Origin of the sequence: Flavonifractor sp. An10 (genome assembly GCF_002161215.1) — a bacterium.
Classification (GTDB): domain Bacteria; phylum Bacillota; class Clostridia; order Oscillospirales; family Oscillospiraceae; genus Flavonifractor; species Flavonifractor avistercoris.
In genome coordinates this window covers 19,121-43,797 of record NZ_NFMB01000007.1, presented here as the reverse complement: position 1 = coordinate 43,797, position 24,677 = coordinate 19,121, and the positions used below count along the sequence as shown (strand labels likewise).

The following is a 24,677-nucleotide window of genomic DNA, read 5'->3' as shown; positions in this document are numbered from 1 at the left end:
CGCCGCACGCTGATAACAGATAGGCGGTAGTTCCACTATCCAACGCTGAGAGATCACTATTCTAAAAAAATATATTGTGTTACGTTGCGCAGGTTAAGAGGATTTCATCTCTCTTTGGGGCCTTGAAGCGCAGTGGCAAAGAATGGTCATAACAATCCATATCTTAGCGTGTGAGCAGAGTCACTCACCCAGCCCCGAAAACATGTACCTCTATATTGTGAAAATATTAAAACTCTTACTGCTCCGCGCTTACGCTTCTTTAAACAAGTCGGATATATTCTTCATCATTGAAACCATCAGAGCAGTTCAGAAAGTGATTTGCGTCGTTTGAAGATACTACCATCTGTAATATTGAATTTAGACCATAGACACTCTTCAAAATGATACACAACAAAATCGTTATCTCCGCAATCAATGACAGGAATCATAGCATATTTTACGAAATCAACATGTAAATCTATTTCTGCCTCAAGAATTTCGGACAAAGATAGGGTTCGATAACCGTCATCAAAGAAGATGCTGTCTTGCGAATATGAAACCATCTCTTTGATTATTTGAGGCAGACTATACCCATACAAGTTTTCTATATTTGCAACTATGGGCTCATCGATTTTACTTTCTTCAACAATCTGTAAGAATTCTTTCCGAGTCATCACTCAGCACCCCCTAGCATCTTTTCCATCTTACTATATGGGCTATTCGGAGCATGAACACCTTGTTTGTCGTAATGTACACCTGCGTGAAGCGGAGTAATATTTCTGGCTTCATTTTTTCCGCCTAACCCGAGTGGCTGAATGTGGTGGGCATCATAATCTGAGCCAGCTTTTCGGATAAGCTTACCGTTAGAGGAATAGACATCTTGTTCATATTTAGGCCACGGATGACCGTGCAATTTCTCCCAATCCCTTTTTAATTGCTCTTTGCAATCATCAAATTCCTCACGTCTTTCTGCAGTTTCTTCTGGAGATAATTTTTTTAAATCAGAAGAATCAATATTGGTATTTTCAAATGTTTCAAGGTATTCTGACTTAGCTTTTATATCATCTATATATTCTTTGATAATTTCGGGGAGTTCATTTACAGTTACATCCCTTCCAGAATCATCCGGCAATTCCACTAGATTTGCCATCTCCCCTGAATCAGCAGGGAGCTCGGCAACGTCCTTTTTCGGGAGTTCTGCGGCTTTCAATTCCCCCACGTCCGAGCGTCCCTCTTTAGGGTTGAAGAGCATTATCGCACACCTCCCAATTCTTGGAGTTCATGGAACTGCTGAATATCATTCCGAACATTATCCGCTGCATAGAATAAGACTACCCTACGGATCTCCCGAGCCACTACTTCAGGCACCATCAAAGACTCCATGATTTGCCTGTCTGCCATTGTTCTGAATTCATCTGCCGACACAGCAAACCGCCGAATTTCCTCTATCAAGTGTTTTCCGTGGGCCAAGCAATAGAGCGCATAATCTCGTTCCTTCTGAGACAGTTGTTGCCGCTCAATCAAAGCCTGATAGAGCAATTTCTTGACACCTTTCCCTGTCTGTTGGTGGTCAATCCAAGTCCGGATCCTGTCAACACCTTCGCATTCCAATGCAGTTCCGTCAGATATCCCTTGAAGCAGCGTCTGACAGATCATTTCTGTTAAGGGGTCTGGTGTAAACCGCGCGGGTGTATAGGAAAAATGTTCTGCTCGATCGAAGTGGGAAACCTTGCACAGCACCGGCTCCAGCCAGTGATTCTGATATACGGCAGCTACGCCGGTATCCAGCCGGGAGAGCTCCACAATCTGATCATCGTTGAGCCCTGCCGCCTTGCCGACCAGGATTCGATCCCCCTCATCTGGCAGGCGGAGAATGAGTTTTGTGTTGGTGTTGCGGATCACAGCCATGTCCAGCAACCCAGGGGACTGGTCCGCGATGATAAAGCCCTCCCCATAGGTCCGCATCTCCGCGATGGCGTTGGTCAGCATCTCCACGGATTTACCCTGGAGATTGGAATCTTCCTGGCTCTGCTCTGTGGAGGTACGGCGCAGGAGGCTGTGTGCCTCCTCTAGCACCGTGATGTGTAGCAGGCCGCTATTGGGTCGGTTTGTACCTGTCGCACGCTGGGCCATACGGTGTTCCTGGAGCTTGAGGATCAGTGTCCCCATCAGCAACGCTTTTGTCTCGGAGGAGCCCACCCGACTCAGATCCACAATGACATTCTGGTCGAACAGCTCTTCGCCTTCGAGTTCATCATAGGCACAGAGAACCTGCCCGTTTATACCGTTGGTCAGTGACTCCAACCGGGTCAGCAACGCGCCTTTGTAGTCCCCTTGGGTATCTTGAGAGAAACCCTTGCTGTCCACCACGTCGGACAGCGCGCACATCACATCCCGGAATGTGGGGAACCGGCGCATCCCAGCGCACTGGGAGGAACTCATGCTCCAGCCACAACCTTTGTATGCGTGCTCCACGGCAGCTTTTAAGACGGCAGGCATAGCGGCATACATCGGCCAGCAGGCGTTGAAGATCTCGATGAGGCGGTCGATGTGTTCCAGCACATGGGTGTCCTCGGGAAAGGAGAAGGGATTGAGACGCAGCAACGGCGCCTTGCGAGGGTTCGTCCCATAGACACGGACACCTGGATATCCTCCCAAGACTTCCTTGTACTCCCCTTTGGCGGGTTCAACTACAAGAAATGTAGGTTTGTCTGCCCGTTCACCATGCAGACAGAGCTGATCCAGCAGTGTATAGATTGCATTTGACTTTCCAGCCCCTGTAGAGCCGGTGATAAATACGTGAGATGTGAGGGAATCCGGATTCAAAGAAACCTGCCTATTCTGGGATTGCCCAAGATAGAGCAATTCTCCCAGATTTAGCCCATTTTGCTCTGCCTCCGGGGGATTACGTCCAAACGGGGCCATAGTCAGTACCGGAATGCCGTCCAGGGGCTCCTGGGGGAACAGCAACTGCTGGGCGGCTTCCCGACTGCTGAGTAGGGTGGTGGCCGTGGCCAGTAGCCTTTCCACCCCCACCTGTTCCCCACCCATATAGAAGCAGGGGTGCATACCGTGGGAGAGGAATTTGAGGATATCCTGGACGGAGTCTTTTCGAGACCAGACATTGAGGTAGGCATTTTCCAGTCCGGCCCGGTTGCCCCGGAGGAGAGCACTATAGTTTCCTGCCACCGTCATAGCGGTATTCTGGTCAGGGGCCAGCACATAGGCGGCAGCCTGGACAGCCCCCACACTCTCGCAGAGGGACAGCCTCTTCAGGTGCTCCTGAATCCGATCCAGCAAGTCGCGGATACCCCGGTTTTCCCAATTGAACTGGATCCCCACGCCGCTGCTACTGCCGACAGTGTCCGTCCTGCCCGTACTGGCCCCATTCTGTGTGACGGTACCGAGGGCGGTCTGGATCCCCGCGCTCTCAGATGTTCCCGCCGTATGATCCTCGTGGCGTCCTCTCTGTATTCCGCCCCCGCCGTGGATACTGGCGGGCGCGCCGGGAATTCCAACCCCGAGCCCCAGGTCGAGATGATAGCCGGAATTGGTACCGGTGGTGCGGGAGCGGCTCTCTGTGGTACTCTGGCTCTTGGAAAGGCTCTTAGAGAGGCTTTCACTGAAGCTCTCCGTATAGGTATTACTGCGGGAAAGATTCTCCGCCCGGTTGATGGACACCTGCTGGGAGGCATAGGCGGAGAGCTGGGTAAACAACTCCTCATAGCCCTGCCGCACCTGGAACAGCTCCTCCGGTGCGATGGGATCGGCGATAAAGAGCACCGCGTACTGTCTGCCCCGCATGGCGTCTCCCAAACGCTCCAGCCCCTGCAGATATTCCCGGTGCTCCGCATCTGTCTTGAGATCCGGAATACCGCTGACCGCGCATACCGCCCCATTTCCCACCTGATCCAGGAGGCTGGAGATTGTCTCCGACTCCACCTGCTGGAACCTGGATCCGGGCAGGTTACCCCGGGCGGCCCCCATGACCGCCTGAAAGATGGACTCCCGCCGGGCCTTATCTCCATTGCTCCGGAAGTGCTTGGAGATCACCCCCATATAGAAGGCGTTCCTCTGCCCGTCGCTGTGAAACAGGGTAACTACACTCCCGTTGACCGCTACCGCCACGTTGAGGACGGTTGTCAGGTTGTCCAGAAAGATCTCCCGCTTGTTCAGCACCAGGCGCTCCAGGCGGTAGAACTGCCCACAGCTCTTGAGATCCAGATTTAGCTCGGCAAAACCGGCCTTCTGCGGCTCGCACCGCTCCAGCCTGGCCAGATAGCCGCGGCCGACCATCTCACCGACCTGGTCCAGGATGTTCTCCAGTTTTTCAATTTGCTGCTCCATACGTCCCCTCCTGCTTTAACAGGTCTTCCAGACAGTCCACATAGTTCTGGCAGTGTTCCAGCTCCCGCTGCTTGTCCTCAAGCTTCTGCAACAGAGATTCATATTCCCCCTGAATCTGGGCGAGAACTCGCTCGGAAAAGTGGTCCCCCGCATCCTTCAGCGATGTCTGGAACTGCTCGATCCCCCTGTCCAGCGCTTTCACCGACTTGTCGAGAACGCTGGCCAGGGCATCGTTGAACATGTTGTTAAGCTCCTGCATTTCTGTGGCGGCGGTGACTTCCCCCTGAAAGCGGCCGGAGATCTCCTGGAATTCGTCCTGGAAGGAGACCGAAAACACGGGGAAAGAGAAGGTCTGGATCACAGCCTCGGCTACCTGCTTGCAGAGTCCAGCGTCAAAGGAGTCCGCCGAGGTGTCCAGGTTTTTCACCACGGCGTTCAGAAGCCGGGCCTTGATATCCTGCAGATGGATCGCGCCCTGGAACACCTCCTCGGACCAGCTGGAAAGGGCGTTAGCGTAGTGGCGGAGCTCCTCTTTCACGTCGGCGGCCACCAAGTATTTGTAATGCGTGGTGTACTGGTAAGGAGTCTCCTCCCGCCCCCAGCGGAAGAAGAGGAAATGATGCCGGTAGGTTATGCGGACATCGTGGTGGATCTCCTCTCCGGAGCGCTCCTTCAGCCAATACTTGTCTCCAGCTTTCCGCATTTCGGAGATTACCCTGGCTTTTTCCGTCTCCAATCTAGAGGATGCCTCCCCGAACACAGCCGCCACATCCCCGCGCAGGGCGCTGCTCTGCCGCTGGACAGCGTTCAGGCGCTTTTGCAGCAGGTCCTGATCCCCGTGTGCCAGCGCGTCCCTGTGCGCGGCCGCCTTGCCCCTGAGCTGTTCCAGCAAGGCCCGCTGCGACGCCCTGGCCGTGGGGATCAGCTCCTGCCCCTTCTGACGCAGGATCTCGTCTTTTTCTCGGACGGCGCGCTCAAATACCTCCCGGACGGCGCCGAAGTTCCCGATGCGCGCCATGTCGCTGTGCGCGTCCTCAAAGTGGGGCTCCAGCCGCTCATAGATGTTCTCCTCCTCCGGATCGTATTCCTCCCTCGGCTTGCTACACATATTCTCCAGCATGGCGGAGACGAGGTACGGGGCCTGGCAGCCGCTGAGCACACGGTATGCCGTGCTGTTCCTACCGCCGGGCCGCTCACCGAACTTCTGGATCTCCCGCCGGGCCCGCTGGCCCAGCTTGGTGCGTGCCTGCTCCAGAGCTTCCCGCAGGCTCAAGCGGGTAGGGACCGTCCGGAAGCCGCCTCCGAAGGCCCCGAAACCGCCCAGAGGATCTGTCTGGCTGGACTGCTTCCGGGCGGGCAAGAGGTCCAGCACCGCGCTGTCCGCCTTGCTAGCCACCAGGACCAGCCGCTTCACGCCCTGATTGGGCAGCTGCTCGGACAGGAGCAGCCAATCGCTGCTGTCCAGGAAACTGCTGGACTGGCTGAGGAAGAATACCACATCGCAGATCTCCAGGAACCGCTTGGTCTGGTCTGTTCGGGAGGTGACCGGGTCGTTGAGGCCAGGGGTATCCACAATGGAGAGCTCCCGCAGTTCCTCCTGGTTTACGCCAAGGGTCACAAATTCCACCAGAGGGGTGTACTGCCCATTCTCCCCTACATAATCGTTCAGCACATCCTGCAATTCCTCCACACTGCTACAGGGGATCGTCTCAACCTTGTCCAGCTTCTCTGAGGGGTTCAGGCTGCGCACTTCGGCCATCTCCACCAATTCCCTGGCGGAGGTGGTCTCCCCGGCGGCGCGGGCCTCGGCCGCATCGTCCTCCAGAGCCTCCCACGCACGCCGGGAGAGGTAGTGGACCTCCAGCTGGTTTTCGGGGGCGTACTCAATTTTAGTCAGGACAGCGGTCTTGGGGGTGGAGGCCTTGGGGAGGATCGGAAGGCCGTTGAAGAGCATGGTGTTGAGGAAGGATGACTTGCCGGCCTTTACCTGCCCCACTACCCCGATATTCAGCCTCCGGTTTTCCTGGAAAAAATCCGCGGTCTGCTTCTGGAACCGTTTGCCCAACTTTGTGATCTCCTGAAAGTCTGCGGCGGGCGCCAGGGGCTCCAGAGTGTTTTGCAGTCTCTCAAGCTCGGATGAATACGCATCAAATTCCGCCTCCTGCTGGCGGGATGCTGTAAACCAGTTCATGCTGCTTTCTCTCTTTCTCTGTTAAATTTCTCGGAATCCGTCCGGGAGACCTATTACAGTCCCGACACAGCTGCTGTAGGTGCAGTTTCCCGCGGCATGGCCGTTGTCAAAAGACGAATAATACCAGTGCAGCGGGCTGCGGATCCCTTCCATACTTACATTCTCAAAGCGTACTTCAGCGGCCTGTGCATAGATCGCATAGGCATTACTGCACAGTCCTTCGACGTTGCTTATCCGGGTATTCCTGATCAGCAGACGCTCTAGGCTCACCGCAGGGCTGCCAAAACGTATGGGGTAATCCCGTGCCGATAGGTTTTCAAATTTGCAGCCCTCGATCTGGACTTCCACAAAGGCTATCCCTTCAACACAGAAGATGTCATTCTTGTCTCGATTGGTGATATCATGAATATAGCAGTTTTTCAGCACCAGCTTCTTTTGTCGCGTCCTTTTGTTAAATAGAATGGGGTAACCAGAAAAATGAACGTTCCGAAATATAATGTTTGGAGCAGGGCACTGCAGAACTTTTTGAAAGGTCTCTTCTGGGAACAAGCTGGTGCCGTCCCCCTCAATCCAATATGTATCCGATTGAGGGAAAAAACATAAATAATGGTAATTTGTATTGCTCAGGACGATTTGCGGGAGTAGTTGTATCACATTTTGCGATCCGAGACGCTTCGCACAGTCTATACAGGCTAAAAGATCTTGGCCTGCTACAATAGACGCAGCCAGTTTTCCTAACTCCTGCAAATGGTCTTCCGGATAGTTCATCAGCTCTGCCAGACCGGCAATATACTCCCATGTGGGTCTTCCGCCCTGGACTGCCAGGCTGAGAAGCATAGAATCCAGCAGCAGCGGGCTCTCCAGCTCCTCCCGGCAGACGGCGGCGACAAAATCGCCCATCCGCTCAGGCGGCAGTGTGACGGCGTCGGCCTGCAGCTCCGAAAGCGGACAGTCCGCATCTCCCCCAGCGACAATGCGCCGGAGAAGTAGCCACCCTTCCTCCGTGCGGCCTGGCTCCACCAGCAACAAGGCCGCCAGCAGGGTCAGATACTGCCTCTGAAATGTCCCATCCTTTTCACTGATACAGTGGTTGCGGACGGGATAGCGCTTTCCTAGCGCCTCAATGCGGGAAAGCGTCTGGCCGCCGCCCTTCCCGCCGCTGCTTTGGAGTTCGGCGAGCCCGCGGGAAACCTCGTCTAACTGAGCCGTAGCAGCATAAAGATCTGCTTGTAATTCGCTGAATGTTCTCATACGAGTATCCTTTCTCAACTGCTACTTAGACTTTTTAAAATTTTCAGGAAGGCAGGAAGTCATTCCGCGACAGTTCTTATAGCTACAGCTCTCTGCAGAGGCAGGATTTGCCCCGTAGTACCAATATTGGGGACTACATATCTTTTCCATGGTAACAGATTTGAACTGTGGCCGTCTTATGTTGACCCGCAGGGCCCACGCCGTGGGTGCTGCTACGGAAATATCCTTAAACTGAACCCTATGAAATGTCGCCAGGCCAATATTTGTAAAATCAATTGCCGTATCGATAGCGGAGAGCTCTTGAAAAATGCAATCTGTGAAGTCAGCCTCAGAAAACCCACTACATAGAAAACATTGGTCTTTCTGCAGCTGGATATTCTGAACAGAACACCGTTCCATCGTCAAATGGCCCGATTTTTCGCCGGAGATCACCAACTGATTTTTCGTGAAGCAAGCATCCCGTATGATAAGATTTGGAACACTGATACCTTTCAGCTTCCGAGAAACTTGCTTGGGAATGGGCGTATTCCCATCCCCAAGCAAACAGACAGTATCATCATCTTGGCGGAAAAGGAGATAGCCCTGGATGGGAATAAGATGCGGAAGCAACGGTGTAAGATCTACTTCGTTGCAGCTCTTTAATACAACCTGCAACTTATCCGCATCCTTTTTTGCGGCCGCCACCGCCAGGCCGGACAGCAGAGTCAGCCTGTTTTCTGTACAGCCCAGCATCTCCGCCAAGCCGCTGATATAAGTCCATGTGGGCCTGCCACCCTGGACCAGCAAGCAGAGCAGCAGGCTGTCCAGTAGCAAGGCATCCCCCATACCCGCCTGGGAGACTGCGGCAGTGAAGATATCCAAATGCTCCGATGTTAGCATCGCGGCGTCTACTTGTAGACTGGACAGCGCCAAATTTGCGCCTCCCCCAGCGGCAATCCGTTGCAGAAAAAGCCAGCCCTCATTCGTATAGGCTGGTTCTACCTGTAACAAAGCGGCCAATAAAGTCAAGTATTGCTTTTTAAATACAGCAGATTTTTTCTTGCCTAAACTGTGATTTTGAATCGGATATCGCTTTCCAAGCGACTGGATTCTCTGAAAGTCCACGCTCTCATTTTTACTTTCGCTGAACTGAAGGTCTGATAAATCCCGGGAGGCCTCCTCCAGCCAGGCAGCCGCGTCCCGCATCCCCTTCTGTACGTCACTGATCGTTTTCATCTGATCCCTCCCTATACCGGCTCTGTTGTCCGGCTGTCAGCCCTTTCGCTTGATCTCCTTGTATTTGAGTCCCTTCCGGGGGGTGTCCTCAAATGTGCAGAAGTCGTCCAGGCCGTAACTGTAGACGCTGTCCGCCGGTTTTTGAAATTCAAGCACACAGCCCTGCAGAGCGGATGAGAGGAACCTGATTTTGCAATATCTTGCACACTCAATTTTACAATCCAGAAGGATACATTGATCCAGCACTAATTCGTCATTCTCATCCGGCTTCAGTGTGCAGTCGTGGAGGATGACCCGGCGGAAGCCGTGGGCCTGGGCCGCCTGGGGGTTATCCGTATACAAAACGCCGGACGTTTTCTGGAGGTAACATATGCCTGGACAGGTTTTCAGGCCCTGCTCCTTCCAGAGCTCCAATAGGCCGCCGCCCTCCTGCTGGGCCAGGATGGCCGTCAGCCGGGCCAGAAAACGGGCTTCCTGGTCTGAGGGATTGATGAGAAGGACTAACTTTTCCAACAGCGCTACAGTGCGTGAGCAGGTTTCCCCACAGCACAGCCGCACTAGCATGGCGTCCAGCAGGAAATCGGAGGTGCGGCCCTCCCGTGCCAGCATGGCCGCCAGCGCGTCCATCTCCTCCTCCCCCATGCGCAGGGCCGCTGCCAGGGGCTGCTCCAGAGAGGGGAGATGGAGCCCGCTGGCGACACGCTGAAGCAGGAGCCATGCTTCAGACGCCTCCGGAGCGGCTTGGGCCAGCGCACACAGAGCCGCCAGATAGCTTATCTGATCTGCCTGCCGCAGCACGGCAATCGGGTGATTCTGGATAGGCCGCCGCCCGCCCTCCCTGGACAGTCGGGCAAAATCCGGGGCGCCGCCAGCGGCCTCCTGCTGCTGTACCTGGATTTCGGATAATTCCCGTGTCAACTCCAGGATCCGGGCTGTCAGCTCCTCTGTCGCTTTTCTCAGTCCGCCTTGAATTTCAGGTATTGTACTCACAGGCTTGTCCCCTCCCGTTCCACGACGTCATTGATCCGGACCCTGCCAGCCGCCGGGGTGAGCAGTCCGGATAAAAGCTCTGTGAGCCGTTCCCGATAGGCCAGCCCACCCGCCTCCTGGTTGATGACGACCTCCGCGCCGGAGAGCTCGTTTTCGAGGATGGCACACAGTCGTGTATTGGGTGTGATATGTTTCTGCGAAAGGCAACGGTCCAGCACCGCCAGAAGGTCCTGCCGTCTTTCTCCCAGAAGCTCAATCTCGGATGGTTCCGGCATATCCAGACCAATCTGGCTGCCGACTGTCTTTAGCTCCCGGAAAAACGTGGTCTGAAGGGACTTCAGGCTGTTTCTGCGTTCCTGAATATCACGGATTCCCTCTTTTATCTCCTGGATCAGCCCTTCAAGCAGCGTCGATGTGCTGCTGTCCTGCTCCAAAGTGAGGACCCTGTTCAACACTTCCAGCTGCCGCCGCTCCTCATCCTCCCGAGTGCAGTAAAAGTCTCTAGTTTTCAGGAAGAGTTTTTTGAAATTGATGGCAAATTGGTTTTCCTGGTTGGGGTGGTTTATCTGGTCCAGCCATTGCTCCAGTTCCTCCATCTGGCACCGGTCTGGTGCACTGTTGGAAAACGTCAGGATCCCCTCTACGGAAATGTTTTTGAACCGGAGAACATCTGCAATCTGTCTGCGGATCGTCTCCACTTCCTCCCGAGGCTTTTTATCTACTTTGCTGAGGATAACCAGCTTTGGAATGTCCTGACGCAGTGTCTGCAGAAACTCCACATCCCGTTCGGTTATGGTTCCCGCGTCACACTGGACAAACCAGAGGATCTGAGTGGCGGTGTTCAGTTGCTGCCTGGCAATCTGCTCATCGGTTTTGGCGGAGTAGTTGCTCTCACTAGGGGCGGAGTAGCCCGGTGTATCCAGAAAAGCAATGTGCTCATAGGGTTGGGCATCGATAGCAAGGAACAAGTTGCGCACGATGTGTCCCAGCGTCACCCCCTCGCCGCCCTCTTCCGTGACTCCAAACCCGTGGGAGATCAGCCGGATTGCGGCCGCCGGCATCTCGAACTGACAATCAAAAATATTGATGCCAAGAAGCCGCGGCGTATCCCCCCCGTGAACCAGATAGGTCGGAACCGAGGTGGTTGGGTCAATGTTCTCTGGTAGGATTGGATAGTCATTCCCGCTGGCCCGGGCCATCATAGCATTGAGGAAACTGGACTTCCCACAGGAAAAACCTCCGCCCAGGGCTACAATATTTTTCCCAATCAACGGCTCATACAGGATAAAATCTTTGAGTTTCTCATACTCTGCCTGGAATTCCGCATAGAGGCTCCCAAAATCCGGCGGGGCATTGTCCTTTAATTTCTCCCAGACTGCCTTGATCTCCTTCTGCAGAGGGCCGAGCCCCACCCTGTTCAAGCCTGTTTTGCTGTCTTGAATCATCTCACGCAGAATAGCGTACTCCAGCAACATCTTCTGCTCAGCATCCATATTCATGACAGATCTCCTCCCAGTTGGCCAGGTCTTTTTCTACAACCTCCCGCTCAGCTTTGAGCTGGGCCTCATTCTGATCCCGCTTGTCATGGGCGTCCTTTAGGCCCTTCTCCAGCTGTAGCATCTTCTGATTGGCCTCTGTAGCAGCGGCCTCGCTGGCAACTTGTGCGGCCCGCTTCAGCTCATCGGTCAGCTTCCTGCCCAGCTCATTCAGGATGTGTGTGAAAACCTCCGCCCGCAGTTTCTGCACGCACTCCTGTCTCTTCTCTTTCTTGCGGGCACTGCTCATCAAAAACGTCAGAACCGCGGCGAGTCCGCCCAGCGCGATCCCAATGACCGGAACGGAAAGGGCAACAACACTGCTGCCCAATGCGCCGGCGGCGAGGCTTGTCCCCAAGGCAGAAGAGCCTAACACGGCCGCCACCGCGCTGCTTCCGCCAGTCAGAGCGGCGACACCGCTGGCGGTGAGTCCGGCGCCAATCCCAACCCCAGCTGCTGCGCCTACGGGGTTTACCTTCTGCGCACCCATCAGTGTCACGGACACCGAGCGAATGCTTGCCTGGATCTGATCGAAATAACGTTGGACTTCTGGCTCGAAATGGGTTTTCACTCCCCGTATGACTGCCTCTCTTATGTCGGCATTGATCTCGTCCTCAGGGGAGCGCCCCTTCATCATCGTTTGGACATAGCTACTTTCTCGGCCATAGAGCGTGTTGCTCACATCCGCCAGAATCTGATCCCGGCAGCTTGGAATCGTATTCTGGAAGGCAAGCTGCTGTTTCTGTATGGCCTTTTTCAGCTTTTCCAATTCCCGCTCCAATGTTTCGGTCTGGCCCTCAAATTCAGACGTACTCAGCTCCAGATCTCGCAGCAGTTTCCTCAAGTAGAGCCGAAGATCATCCGCCATAGCGGCTGCTTTGCCATGATAGTAGCACTCCAGCAGTTCCGTGCGCTCCTCCTGGAGCTCCCGCAAAAATTTGTCACAGACATCCCGCACGCTGTCTGGCTGCTCACTATCTGTAAAGAAGATGGGGAAATCCGGGTTGATGTACTGGCTCAGCGTCTTGTGAATGTACTGACGGATTTCTTCCCGCTTGGCGTCTGTCATCCGCGCGGCCCTTGTGACGATGACTGCAAAGCGGATAGGGGCCTCACATAGCAGAAGCTCTTTCAGGATGGTCAGCATGTTCTCCTTCACAACTGGATCTTCACTTGAAAAAATCAGGAGGTAGGCCGTCCCTTTCACTGCATCACTGTCCAGAATCCGGTTGTGATCTGCAACTCCGGAATCAAAGCCGGGCATGTCCACCAGGTCAATATCCGGGAAATCCCGGAGCGATTCCGCATCCACGGCCAGGCGGATCTTTTTGAGCTTGGTCGTATCATACTGACGGTCCAGATACTGCTCAGCCGAAATCTCGTACAAGCTGTCGTCCTCAAGGCTGTAGAGGTAGACGTGATCGTCTTCCGAATAGCCGATCTCCGTGGGAATGGCCGTTTCCGGGTCGATATCTGTCTCCAGCACATCCCCGATATCCATTAATGTGTTGAGAAGTGTGCTCTTCCCAGAACTGAATTTCCCGATCAACGGGACGCGGATCCGGAACACTTCGGTCTCCTTTTGCAGTGTCAAGGCTTTCTCCGCCTCTGGATAGTTGTTATATTTTTCATTCCATTCGGCAATTTGCCCTAAAAAAATACTAGTCTTGTTCTGCTTTGACTCATACATGCAGATTCCATCCCTTCCTAGATAAAATCAACCTTTTCTATATAGTCCCCCTGACTTCTCAACCACATATCAATTCCCTTACCAAATACTTCCGCTTGGATGGTCCAGCCAGACTCATTCTGCTCCACAATCCGAGCAGTGGGCAGCCGGTCCAGCACAGCCTCTATGGATGGGCCCGTATACTTAAAACGGATACGTTGGAGTCGTCCTCCATACATGAACTGGACCCGCTTTCGGAACTCACCCTCCTCAAAGCGGTCTTTGTAGGGAACACGAAAATGTTCCTCCAGCACTTCAAAGGAGCGAATTCTATCGATACGATAGATGGTTGGAAACAGATCGTCAGGGTTCTCAAACTCGGCCTCCCGGTCAATGTCCCGGATGAAGGCCACCAGATAAAAATAATATTCGGAGAACATCAGGCCTACCGGCTCAATGGTTCGCTCAACTATTTCCGCGCTCCCCATCTTTTCATATTGGATCTTCATCACATTTTGATGCTGGATCGCCTGACCGATCTCCCATAAGCCGTCAAGAATTGGCCGGCCATGATGCGGCTCCACATAGTGGAACCGTTCATTGGCTACCAGAGATCCCACTGCCTTCCGATTTTCGGCCGGCACACAGCACGCAACGAGCTTGTCCAAAATTGGCATCATCTCGTCACGCCGCATAGAGCGACTTTCCAACAGGATTTTACAGACTGCCAGGATTTCACTGTTGGTAAGATTTTGAGGCACCGAGTTGGTCAGCCGGTATCCCCTGGCCTCTCCATCATAAATGATATCTTGCATGAGCATTTGCTCTGCCACAAATGACCGCAAATTCTCTATATCACGCTGAACGCTTCGTTCAGTCACATGGAATTCTTGGGCAAGTTGAGATTTTTTTAGGGTTTCCCCTTTGGCCAGCCTGGAATAGATCATGAGCAATCGTGCGGATTTTCCGCCAGATCCTTGGTTCATACATATCTCGCTCCCTCTTTTAGGCCTATCATGATCTCTTTATAAAATATTGTAGCAGTCAGGGTAGACAGAAACTGTCATTCTCTTAAAAATCTCAAAAAATTTTGACAAATTATAGTCTATTAGCTTATATTCTGTATTATAATAGATGCTTTCCTCGTTGTCCACCGGATTGTAGGCTATAAGAGAACAAAAATCATCCTATAGCCTATAAAACGGAGGACATCCATGGACAAGAAGGCATTTGGCAGTTGGCTCCGGCAGGCCAGGAAGGATCGAGGTTTGACCAGTGAGAAACTCTCGGAGCTCTGCAATATCAACGCGACCTACCTCCGGCAGATTGAAGGAGGTACTAAAATACCCAGCCTTCCGGTCTTTGTCAGCCTTTGCCAAGAACTGAAAGTACACCCAGACTATCTGTTGATGGACTCCCTTCCGGACATCGGATTAGATCTTGGCAGGGAATTAGCTGCCCTACAACAAACCGCAACACCGTCCCAGATGAAGGTAATTGATGCCATGCTATGTGGGGCCCTGCGAGCTCTCCAAGAGGAATGAGGAATAAGTGTGGGTAACTATTCGAGCAGATGTCCACAAGACGGAATTCAGGTATCAGGCGGTTATCAAACCACTTTCATGCGGGGGTTCCTGTGTAGATTTGGGGAAGATTGCAAATGCAGAGCATTCGGTTAAATAATCTTAAGGTGTCCTTCAGAATACGTATCCGCGTCCAACCTTCTTGACTGGAAGCCCGGCGGGCTAGAGCATCTAACACACCTAGTGTCTGAAATAGCTTTATTAACGATAGAGCGGGGGGTGTTCCATGAGAGAACACCCCCCGCTCTATCGTTACTCCAGCAGATTTCTGAGAGAGGACAGTTGTGTGACACTGCTATTGTTGGTCAGTGTAATAGGGCTGATTCCCAGATGTTCAAACTCGTCCAACACTTGTTCTATTTTGACATGTTTATAACAGTCCTTCAGCTTTTGAGCGGCGGTGTCCATCCCGGCACCGTCACTCGTCTTTTTCAACAGGAACAGCATTTGTTTTTGCAAAATAGGCTTTTCAACACAGTTTAGGATTTTCTTTTTAGCAGTTTTATAGCGCACATGGACTCCAGAACACGGGAACAGCTTTTCCAAATAGTGAGAAATGATCTCCTGCACAAGCTGGAATCCTGCCTTTAACATCTTGTATAGACAGTCCTTACGCTGTACTCCTAGTTTCTTGAGAAATGCCTCCCGCTTTAAGCTGACCTCCAGGCGTAGTAGTTTATGTCCAGTTAGCTTTTTAGGGCACCGTCCGTTCTTCTCCAGTTCATAAATTTTGTCATAGGACTTGAATGTAACGGTATGGTTAGACATGCCGAAGTAGTGCCGGTGTTCTTCTTCAGACAGACAGTTCTGACGGCTGAAGTTTTTAGGAACTCGTCCCTTCCGGAACAGCCGGATGATTTCCTCCAGATCTGTCTCTTCATCGAACCACAGGTTTACGGTCAGATCGATCTGGCTGAGGCTCAATTCGTCTGGGGGGACAATGAATACCACATCGTCACTGTCAAATGTGCCAAGCCCTATTTTTATCAGGGCTGCACCGACCCGTTCCAGCAGTTCTTCGCATGATTTCTTCTTCGGGTGATATAGCTTTGTCGGCTGATATTTTCTGCTCAGAAGTGTGCTTGGATTGACGATAAGGGCAATGCCGTTGGATTTGTTATGAGACTGATGTATCCGGAGACGAATTCCATCATCTACCAGCAGAGTACTGGTCAAATGCCGGTCAATATTATATGGATCAGACCGCATTTTCCGAATACTTCCGTTGTCTGTTAAGCGGTCAATCACCTTCTGTACTTCCTGGTATTTCAGATCCTTTGCATAGAGTTCTATCGTGTGGATACCGAATTCGACTTTTTCAATCCTCATGGTTACTCCTCCTATTCTTCTGGCAGTTGCTACAGCGGCCACAGTTCTGCGTGTCGCTCTCACCAAGGGCACGCAAGATCTGGCGCGGCATGCATTTATCACTCTCCACGATAGCCACCAGCTCCTCCAGACGGCTGTCCAACCGTGTTCTGAGGTGTTCCGAGAACTGTTCCTTATCCAGAATAAAGTGGGCCAGTGTGATATCGTCCGTATGGTACAACAGAACTGCATGAGATTTTTCCCCATCTCGTCCCGCTCGGCCGATTTGTTGATAGTAGTCAATCACATTGAGGTGCAGATTGAAATGGATGACCAATCGAATATCCCTGGCGTCAATCCCCATTCCAAAGGCAGTAGAGGCCACCATGATGGGTTTGGAGCCATTGATAAACTGGTATTCGTGTTTCTGCCGCTTATCTGAGTCCATATACGCGTGACACTTAACGACCTCGCCCGGGAACTTCTTGGAGAGGTAGTTCGCCACCATATCCACGTTTTTGCGAGATGCGCAGTAAACTACCACCCGGCCATCCCTGCGGTACCTTTTGATATTGTAGTTGACCCTGGCCAGGCGCTGTTTGATGGACAAGCTGGAGCAGTTCTCCCGGAGCAGGATAATGTTCTTTCGGGCCAGACTGTTGAAAAAGATTTTTGCCTTCTTCATTCCCAAGCATGCGGCGATATCCTTGCGGTACTCCGGTGGTGCTGTGGCTGTGAATGCGGCAATGACAGGCCGCCGTTTGAGAGTTTTGATGAATGCCTTGATCATCAGATAGCTACGGCGGAAAGTATACCCCCAGTCCAAAACACAGTGGGCCTCATCCACAACGAGCAGCCAAGGGCAGTCATAGTGTACCGTCTGTTGAAATACAGGCGATTGAAGGCGCTCGGGTGTTGCGTAGAGAAGCACAATCTGGTGATTGGCCAGTTTTGTAAGGATAGCCTCGTTCTGATTCTTAGTATGACTGGATAGAGCCTCTGCGGGGATTCCTTTTTCCTGAAGCACACGTACCTGATCTTCCATGAGCGAGATCGTGGGCTCAACGACCAGTACCCACCTCTGTTCCTTGTTCCATTCTACTATGGCCGGGATCTGGAACATGGCCGATTTCCCAGACGATGTCGGTGAAATCACTAGGGCATCGTCGCGGGATAGGATATGATTGATCGGGTCAATCTGATGCTTGCGGAGCTCACTGATCCCCAGGGATTCCATAGCGTCTTGGACCTCATACTTGATCTTCATGTTGGTAGCCTCCTTAATGTTTTTCTAGCTCGCTCACATGAGTAGCCTATAAACCTGTTTCCAGCGGATCATTTTTTAATGCGATCCGGTGACAATTTTGGAAATTTCACTCGAGCGATGTTTGAAGCCAGTATCTTGTGGGAAGTAGGTAATAGGTACGGTTCCGTGGTGTCATAGAAATTTTTAGGGAATTCAGGTGGGACTTAATAATAATCAGGCAGTGATGTCACACGGTCTCTGCCTTTCCTTTTCTTCTAGAATCCTCTCCTGCGCCAGACGGAATACATCGCTGGAAATTAACCCCGCTTCAAAAAGCCGCTGGTTGACCTTCAATTTAATTTCTTTTAGACTATCCTGCGATAATCTGCACTCCGGTGTAGACATTTTGCCAGCTCCTTTCATCTTTTACGGATGTTGAGCTGTAAATCAAATTATAATTTCCGCCATATTAGTGGGGTACTGTTTGCCTACGCTCTGAGATGGCGGCCTTTTATCCACCGGGGGATTTGACGGCTACGTCATAGAGACGTTTGCTGCCAGATCAAAAATAAAAAATCCCCGGCGGACGTGATTAGTCCGCCGGGGGTACTACCCTGTTTATTGATATGCGCCGGAACAAGGAACAGCTGGAACAGAGAACAGACCGATATGTTAGGTCTTTTTCTTTCTATGCTTTTTATCTTCTTTATTTTTATCTGCACGCCACCCTGCATCATTTAATTTGGCGCGAAGCTCTTGAGGTAAAAATGTCATTTTATCGATCTGAAAGAAAACTCCGTCTGCATTAGTGCCAGTAGCATTGACGCGCATCTTATCGCTATATCCTATATAGTCTAAATCTAGCTTTTTCACCTCTTGATATAGCCATGTTCCACCATTAGCTCCACCAAATTCATCTAAAAGCGTCTTAAAATGTTTTGTAGAAAACCGGATAGAATAAATACCCGGAAGTGAACCCTTCTTGGGATACCGCCAAATATCGCCCCACATGCCTGTCTCTGGCTCCCCTTCGTATATATAAAACTTATCCGGGAATCCATTTTCCAAAATTTTGAACAAAATACTTTCAAATTTTTCTTTTACTCTATTCTCGGCCTCTATCTCCTCCTGTTCTGCAAAATCAGATGTGCTGATTACTTCACAGCCTGGAAGCAGCACAGAATACCACTCATTTTCTAAATCATTCGCCTCAGACTGATCCAAATCCCGTCCCCTCACACAAGATTTCAAGAACAGGTGAAGGGCCAGTAACTGCATGGAGATGTGATACCGTTTCGCTGGCTTTATTGGCGTGTCGCTGTTCTGATTATGGGAGTCGATCATCGCATCATATCTGGAGAACTCATACTGAAGCATTTTTCTCCATCGCTCTTCCTGATTGGACTTTTTCAATATATAGCGGGCATAGCGTATCACAGAGATCTGGATGTCATCCTTATCCCACCGGCAGTCAGATTTCGCCAAGTTCCTACCATTTATCTCTACTGGTGTGGCCACCGCTTGTTTGTCGGATGCTCCATAGATCACCATACTTACCCAACGGTTCATCAACTGCAAGCGTCTACCATCTTTTCCTCGCAGAAACCAGCTGTAAACCATCAGGGTGGTGTCCCGGAATTGAGGTAGCATTCGTTTGTTACAGCCTCCGAGTTTTAAAAAGGCCCTGTCTGTAATTTTCTCATCAGCGGCTTTTTGAGGAAGGATTGGAGCATATACACACTCCATTGTTTTCCCATTACTAAGGTTCCTCAAAAGCGGAGTTTCAGTAGTATCCAATGCCAAAGAACGAATGACATACTCCAACACCTCCCCTGCAAAGGGTGCCTGTTTCACAGTTATGATAGGAGCGCGCCGTTGCAATTGAGATAAAAACCGCATATAACTTCCAGCAGATACACGTGCGCAGTATCCTGCCAAAACGGATGCCACTAAGCGCAGCATTTCCCGCTTGGCATCCGGAGTTTGCCCACAGGAGTTCAGTAGGGCGAGCATCGCCTCTATTCCATTCCTCTCCCTGTTATCCTCCTCTTTCGTTTCATAGCGATATTTGACACAGGGCAACCCGGCCATAAGGTCAATCCTTTTCACTTTAACAGCTTGATTATTTGATTGCTTTTCATATTTTTTATAGCATTCCCTAACTTCCCTTTTCGTCACATGGCTCTTCTGTTCCAACCATCCGCCTTTATCCTGCTGCTTCACTGCATACCCTTGGGCACCATCGTCATATTTCCAAGTATATATTTTTACTCGTTTAACCTCTTCCATAAACACACCTCCAGCTAGCTTTCTGACACTGTATAATGTTTCTGTTCTTGCTCTGTTCTCCTGGAAAGAACAGCTATACAAGGTCATTTTATCTGAAAATAGTACATATTTCAATCTTAATCGAGCCTATGTATAAAACTGCTCCCGTTCAAAATTTCCATTTGTATTTCCGAATCAAAGAAACAATATCATATGAAAAAATGGACCCGTTGCAGTCGTTTTCTGCAACGGGTCCACCTTTTACAGTGCCACAAACCATTCGACACAGAATGTCATCCGCCTCTGTTGGCTTATGATTTTTACGCTTCTGTTTGTACCGCATAATATGAATGGAGGGGGCGGATGCCTTGAGGCGCACACCGTAGCGCCCCCCCTGCTTGACGATCTCCGGCTCCTCCAGCACCAGCTCGTCGGTGCTGGGCACCACAATGCCGTAGCCGGTGGCCTTCACCTCCTCTAGCGCGCCGGCTACCTTGTCGTACTCAGCCTTGACCCGGGCCAGGCTGGACAGCAGATCCAGCAGATCCCCGTCGTCTCGGATGGCAAAGCCGGACTGCTCGGAGAGGGTGTCGTAAAACAGGCTGCGGGGCAGTTCCAGTTGGGCGGCGGCCAAGCCGGTGCCCAGGCTGATGGAGGTAATGCGGGCGCCGCTGACCGTGTCGCAGGCCCCGATGGCCTCCACCGTCCGCTCCACGTCCCGGATGCGGTGCATCCCCGCCGCCCCCTCCCGGATGGCGGTATACAGGCCACTCTTGATGGGGTGGTCATAGGGCAGGGCGTCCACCCAGGGGGGGAGGAACAGATCCAGCTCCTTCACCGGGAACTCGTAGAGCACCCCCTTGATGATATCGGTCACCGCGTTCTCGTCCAGCTGGAGGCAGTCGGCACAGACACAGGTCACGTCATACCGCCCGGCGATGTCCGCCCGGATGGCCTGGGCCCGGTCGGAGCTGGGGTAGGCCGAGTTGAGCACCACCAGGAAGGGCTTGCCCAGTTCCTTGAGCTCGGTGATCACCCGCTCCTCCGCCTCCAGGTAGTCCTCCCGGGGGATGTCGGTGATGGAGCCGTCGGTGGTGACCACGATGCCGATGGTGGAGTGCTCGGCGATCACCTTGCGGGTGCCGATCTCGGCGGCCTCGGTCATGGGGATCTCGTAGTCAAACCAGGGGGTGGTCACCATGCGGGGGCTGTCGTCCTCCTGGGTGCCCACCGCGCCGGGCACCATGTAGCCCACGCAGTCGATGAGCCGCACCGAGAAGGCCGCCCCGTTCTCCATGGTGATCTGCACCGCCTCCTCGGGGACGAACTTGGGCTCGGCGGTCATAACGGTGCGCCCGGAGCCGCTCTGTGGCAGCTCATCCCGGGCCCGCTCCCGGCGGTACACGTTCTCGATGTTGGGGATCACCAGGGTCTCCATGAAGCGCTTGATGAAGGTGGATTTTCCAGTCCGCACCGGCCCGACCACGCCGATATAGATGTCCCCCTCGGTGCGCAGGGCTATATCCTCATAGATCTTGCGTTCTTCCACTTGCAATTCCTCCTTCGGCCCGTGAGCCGGTGGTTTCCCTACATCCTATGGGGATAAGCCGGCAAATATGCCCCCGTCCGGCTCTGCCGGACGGGGGCACGGATCAGCGTTTCCTGGGGATGAGCAGCAGCTGCCCCTCCGGGGCCAGCTCCTCCTCCAGGCCGTTGGCCTGGATAATGTCCCGGGATGTGGTGCCGTAGGCCTTGGCAATGTCCCACAGCCGCTCCCCCGCCCCCACCATACGCAGGACGATGGAGGGCTGACCGGCGTGATCTGCGGCGGCGCTTTCATCCAGCTGGACGGCGGCCACCGCCGCCGCCGTGCGGCTGGTCAGGGCCGTGTAGGAGAAGCTGAGGGAGAAGCGCACCTCAATGCCCCCCGCCGTGGGGGTGGCGAACACCGGGGCGGTGCAGCTGCACAGACAGGTGCAGGATGCGTCCTCGGGCAGCTCCAGGGGGCAGGCAGCCTGGAGCTGCCGGGTGACGGAGGAGCAGGCGCCGTCCTCGGTGCGGTAGAGCACCGTCACATAGGCCTCGGCGGCCAGAGTCAGGCGGGTGCCCTCCCGGCTCTGAGTGACGGCGCCCAGGGTCACATAGGCGTCCGACACCTCCTGGGCCAGTTGGCCGGTCTCCAGGATCTCCCGCACCGCCGTCTCCCGCTCCCCGTGCTCCGCCAGGCGGCGGAGGGTGCAGCTCTTCCGCTCCGCGGTGAGGGGATAGGCGGTGGAGTACACATCGGTGAGCAGCTCCAGGGTGCGGGTGTCCCGCACCACCGCCTGGGCCAGCAGGCCCATGGACACGCTGATGGTGCGGCCGTCCCCCTGATCCAGGGTACAGTCCAGGTCGGTGAGCACCACCTGCACCTGGCAGACCGACTCCTCCCCCGCCCCGCTGACCTCCATGATCTGGGAGAAGGGCAGCTCGTACTCCGCCGTGCACAGCGCCCCCGCCGTGGAGCGGTAGAGGAACTGGAGCTGGCTCTCCCCCTTGAAGATGAGCTTGTTGCCGATCACCTTGGACTCGCTGCACCGCAGGGTGACCCGGCTTTTCAGCAGCTCCTCCGCCTCCGGCTTGCTGCCGGACAGGGCGATCTCGTCGGAGAAGGTGAAGGGCTTCTCCCCCAGGCAGACAATGGAACAGGCCTCCCAGGGCTCCACCAGCTGCTGGATGCCTGCCTCCTCTGGGGCCTGGATGCCGCCGCACAGCTCCTCCTCCACCGGGGCGCAGGCCTGGAGCCAGACGGCCAGGCTCACCCGAACCAGCACCTTCCGGGGATTGAGCAGACGGGCGTCCGCCCCCTGTATCCGGGGAACGGCCACCACCTTCCACTCCGGCGTCAGGCCGGGGTGCTCCACCGGGCAGGTGAAGGGCAGCTCCACCTCCATCCGGCGCAGCCCCTCCCCGCCGTCGGGGAGATAGAGCAGCGACGCCCGGACGGAGCCGGAGAGGGTGAGCCGCCCCTCCTGCACCACCTTGTCCCTCAGGCAGATGATCCCCTCGGTCTCACAGATGCGCAGGACGTCCGGGCAGGCGTCAGGCACGATGCTCTCCAGGGTCTCCTCCTGGCACACGGTGGTCTCCAGCGCCGCCTCATAGCCGTTCCAGCCGATCCGTTCCAGTTCCAGCTCCATAGCGTTCCACTCCTTGTCGGGGCCAAAGCCCGGATTCATGTAGTCTGCTACAGAACTATATGCGCCCGTGTCCCGGGCTATGTCCTCCGTTTACGACCCCCTGATGCCGAAGATGGCCTTGAGGAGTCCCCGCAGCGCCTTGGGGGATTTTACCACAACGATCTTCATAGCCAAGCCTCCCTGTCCGCCAGAAATGTCCTGAGCCAGTCCCTGCCCCGGCTGCCCGCCCAGGCCCCCGCGCCGAAGGAGAACAGGATGGCCGGATGGAGCAGCAGGGCCGCGCCCCCCACGCAGAGGGCCGCCGTACCCAACCACTTTTTGGTCTGTGGCGTCAAAAAAGCCGCCTCCCTTCGCAACTGGTTCTGTTCCAGTATACGCGGGAGGCGGCAGGGGGTTCCGATTCAGTTTCGCTGGCTGCGGATGAGCAGGGCACGGCCGGAGGCAAGGGAGACCGTCATCTCCGATCCCTGGGGCTCATTGCTCACCGAAAGGGTGTCTCCCCGGGTGAGCCGCGCATCGGTCAGGGGGTATTTCAGCCCCCGGAGGGTGACGCCGGTGAGGGTGCGATCCAGGGGGATCAGGGACAGATAACGGTAGGGCGGCCGGTTGGCCAGCCGGAGCTCCACCGGCCCCTCCAGAAACCGCACCTCATTGTCCTCGTCCACCATCACAGGCAGGCCGCCCCGGCCGGCGATCCACTCCAGAAGCACCAGATTGGAGGCGGTGTGATCCAGCCGCCCGCCGGTGCAGCCGCACAGAAGCAGCTCCCGGCAGCCCATGCCCAGGGCCTGCTCCGCCGCCGCCTGGAGGTCGGTCATGTCCTTCTCCACCGGCAGGGTGACGCAGGGCACCCCCGGCTCCGGCGCGCCGCCGGAGTCCCAGTCGCCGATCTGGTAGTCGGGCCGCAGGCCGGCATCCCGGGCGCTGCGGAGGCCGCCGTCGGCGCAGATGACCACCCACTCCCCGGCCTCCAGATAGGGCCGCAGGAAGGCGCCGTCCCCGCAGGACATGGAGCCGAAAATTATTGCTCTTTTTCCTTCCGCTCCCATTCGGGCACTTCCTTTGCCTGTTCATACAGCCGCACATAGCTGGCGTGGCGGCTGGGGGCGATCTCCCCCGCCTTCACCGCCGCAAGGACTGCACAGCCTTTTTCCTTTACATGGGCGCACCCCGTAAACCGGCACTGATCCAGATAGGGGGCGAACTCCCGGAAGGTGTACTGCAGTTCCTCCGGCCGGCGCAGCTCCATCCCCTCGGTGTCAAAGGAGGAGAAGCCGGGGGTGTCCGCCACAATGGCCCCGGAGGAGAGGCGGAACAGCTCCACATGGCGGGTGGTGTGCCGCCCGCGCCCCAGCTTGTCGGAGACCTCCCCCACCTGGAGGCGGAACTCCGGCTCTAAGGCGTTGAGGATGCTGGACTTGCCAACGCCGGAATTACCCGTAAAGGCAGAAACCTTGCCGGCAATGGCCGCCGCCAGCTCCGGAATGCCCTCGCCGGTTTCAGCGCTCACCCGCAGGGTGAGGAAGCCGGCCTTCCGGTAGGTCTGATACAGCTCCTCCGCCGCGTCCAGATCGCACTTGTTGATGCAGATCACCGGCTCACAGTCCCGGCCCTCGGCGATGGACACCACCCGGTCGATGAGAAACGGATCGGTCACCGGCACCGCGCCGGAGGCGATCACCACCAGCTGGTCGATGTTTGCCACTGCCGGGCGCTGGAACTGGTTCTTTCGGGGGAGGATCTCATCCAGAATCCCCGCCCCCTCCCCAAGGGAGGTGAACCGTACGCGATCACCAACCAGTGGGGTGAGCTTCTGATGGCGGAATTTGCCGCGGCCCCGGCAGGCCGTCAGTGCGCCGTCTCCGCCGTCCACATAGTAGAAGCCGCTGAGGGCCTTCAAAATGATGCCTTCCATA

20 protein-coding genes are annotated in these 24,677 nt (G+C 54.5%); 1 reads left to right on the top strand and 19 read right to left on the bottom strand.

Translation table 11 applies throughout. The annotated features are described in order from the left end of the window. Positions 1–296: 296 nt before the first annotated feature. The 10 genes from B5E42_RS12985 to B5E42_RS12940 form a co-directional block, all read right to left on the bottom strand. Positions 297–653, bottom strand: coding sequence for a hypothetical protein (locus B5E42_RS12985; RefSeq protein WP_087240350.1), 357 nt, complete (start codon positions 651–653; stop codon positions 297–299). Continuing rightward, positions 653–1,231 (bottom strand): HNH endonuclease, encoded by a 579-nt coding sequence (locus B5E42_RS12980; protein WP_087240348.1) that lies wholly within the window; start codon positions 1,229–1,231, stop codon positions 653–655. The genes B5E42_RS12985 and B5E42_RS12980 overlap by 1 nt, the downstream gene beginning before the upstream one ends. Next, positions 1,231–4,326: an ATP-binding protein gene (locus B5E42_RS19700; RefSeq protein ID WP_242967138.1), complete on the bottom strand. Its 3,096-nt coding sequence runs from the start codon at positions 4,324–4,326 to the stop codon at positions 1,231–1,233. Before B5E42_RS19700 ends, B5E42_RS12980 begins: the two co-directional genes overlap by 1 nt. Next, on the bottom strand, positions 4,310–6,391 hold the full coding sequence (locus B5E42_RS12970) for a dynamin family protein (RefSeq protein WP_162613987.1): 2,082 nt from the start codon (positions 6,389–6,391) through the stop codon (positions 4,310–4,312). The genes B5E42_RS19700 and B5E42_RS12970 overlap by 17 nt, the downstream gene beginning before the upstream one ends. Before the next feature lie 147 nt (positions 6,392–6,538). Next, entirely contained in the window at positions 6,539–7,768 is a 1,230-nt protein-coding gene (locus B5E42_RS12965) for a hypothetical protein (protein ID WP_087240343.1), read from the bottom strand. A 21-nt stretch (positions 7,769–7,789) separates the two neighbouring features. Next, a complete protein-coding gene (locus B5E42_RS12960) occupies positions 7,790–8,983 on the bottom strand; it encodes a hypothetical protein (RefSeq protein ID WP_087240341.1) in 1,194 nt (397 codons plus the stop codon). 36 nt (positions 8,984–9,019) lie between these two features. Continuing rightward, positions 9,020–9,973 (bottom strand): hypothetical protein, encoded by a 954-nt coding sequence (locus tag B5E42_RS12955; RefSeq protein WP_087240339.1) that lies wholly within the window; start codon positions 9,971–9,973, stop codon positions 9,020–9,022. Then, positions 9,970–11,472: a dynamin family protein gene (locus B5E42_RS12950; RefSeq protein WP_087240337.1), complete on the bottom strand. Its 1,503-nt coding sequence runs from the start codon at positions 11,470–11,472 to the stop codon at positions 9,970–9,972. The genes B5E42_RS12955 and B5E42_RS12950 overlap by 4 nt, the downstream gene beginning before the upstream one ends. Beyond that, a complete protein-coding gene (locus B5E42_RS12945; RefSeq protein WP_087240335.1) occupies positions 11,456–13,198 on the bottom strand; it encodes a dynamin family protein in 1,743 nt (580 codons plus the stop codon). The genes B5E42_RS12950 and B5E42_RS12945 overlap by 17 nt, the downstream gene beginning before the upstream one ends. A 17-nt stretch (positions 13,199–13,215) precedes the next feature. Beyond that, positions 13,216–14,163 (bottom strand): WYL domain-containing protein, encoded by a 948-nt coding sequence (locus B5E42_RS12940; protein ID WP_087240333.1) that lies wholly within the window; start codon positions 14,161–14,163, stop codon positions 13,216–13,218. Positions 14,164–14,391: 228 nt separating this feature from the next. On the opposite strand from B5E42_RS12940, the gene B5E42_RS12935 reads away from it, so the two are divergent. Then, positions 14,392–14,721: a helix-turn-helix transcriptional regulator gene (locus B5E42_RS12935; protein ID WP_087240331.1), complete on the top strand. Its 330-nt coding sequence runs from the start codon at positions 14,392–14,394 to the stop codon at positions 14,719–14,721. Positions 14,722–15,012: 291 nt separating this feature from the next. Here the strand turns inward: B5E42_RS12935 and B5E42_RS12930 are convergent, their stop codons facing one another. The 9 genes from B5E42_RS12930 to rsgA form a co-directional block, all read right to left on the bottom strand. Beyond that, complete coding sequence (locus tag B5E42_RS12930; RefSeq protein WP_087240329.1) at positions 15,013–16,089, bottom strand: hypothetical protein; 1,077 nt, start codon at positions 16,087–16,089, stop codon at positions 15,013–15,015. Next, positions 16,079–17,335, bottom strand: coding sequence for a RecQ family ATP-dependent DNA helicase (locus B5E42_RS12925; RefSeq protein ID WP_087240327.1), 1,257 nt, complete (start codon positions 17,333–17,335; stop codon positions 16,079–16,081). Before B5E42_RS12925 ends, B5E42_RS12930 begins: the two co-directional genes overlap by 11 nt. Before the next feature lie 213 nt (positions 17,336–17,548). Next, complete coding sequence (locus B5E42_RS19230; protein ID WP_162613986.1) at positions 17,549–17,719, bottom strand: hypothetical protein; 171 nt, start codon at positions 17,717–17,719, stop codon at positions 17,549–17,551. A gap of 267 nt (positions 17,720–17,986) precedes the next feature. Beyond that, positions 17,987–19,603, bottom strand: coding sequence for a hypothetical protein (locus B5E42_RS12920; RefSeq protein ID WP_087240325.1), 1,617 nt, complete (start codon positions 19,601–19,603; stop codon positions 17,987–17,989). Positions 19,604–19,751: 148 nt separating this feature from the next. After that, positions 19,752–21,131 (bottom strand): stage IV sporulation protein A, encoded by a 1,380-nt coding sequence (gene spoIVA / locus B5E42_RS12915; protein WP_242967137.1) that lies wholly within the window; start codon positions 21,129–21,131, stop codon positions 19,752–19,754. 103 nt (positions 21,132–21,234) lie between these two features. Further along, positions 21,235–22,761: an SPOCS domain-containing protein gene (locus B5E42_RS19695; protein ID WP_087240323.1), complete on the bottom strand. Its 1,527-nt coding sequence runs from the start codon at positions 22,759–22,761 to the stop codon at positions 21,235–21,237. Between the two features lie 164 nt (positions 22,762–22,925). Further along, a complete protein-coding gene (locus B5E42_RS19225; protein ID WP_162613985.1) occupies positions 22,926–23,096 on the bottom strand; it encodes a hypothetical protein in 171 nt (56 codons plus the stop codon). A 66-nt stretch (positions 23,097–23,162) separates the two neighbouring features. Then, positions 23,163–23,810, bottom strand: coding sequence for a thiamine diphosphokinase (locus B5E42_RS12905; RefSeq protein WP_087240321.1), 648 nt, complete (start codon positions 23,808–23,810; stop codon positions 23,163–23,165). Further along, the gene (rsgA, locus tag B5E42_RS12900) at positions 23,783–24,676 is read right to left on the bottom strand and encodes a ribosome small subunit-dependent GTPase A (protein WP_087240319.1); all 894 of its coding nucleotides are present in this window, start codon (positions 24,674–24,676) and stop codon (positions 23,783–23,785) included. The genes B5E42_RS12905 and rsgA overlap by 28 nt, the downstream gene beginning before the upstream one ends. Position 24,677 lies beyond the last annotated feature (1 nt).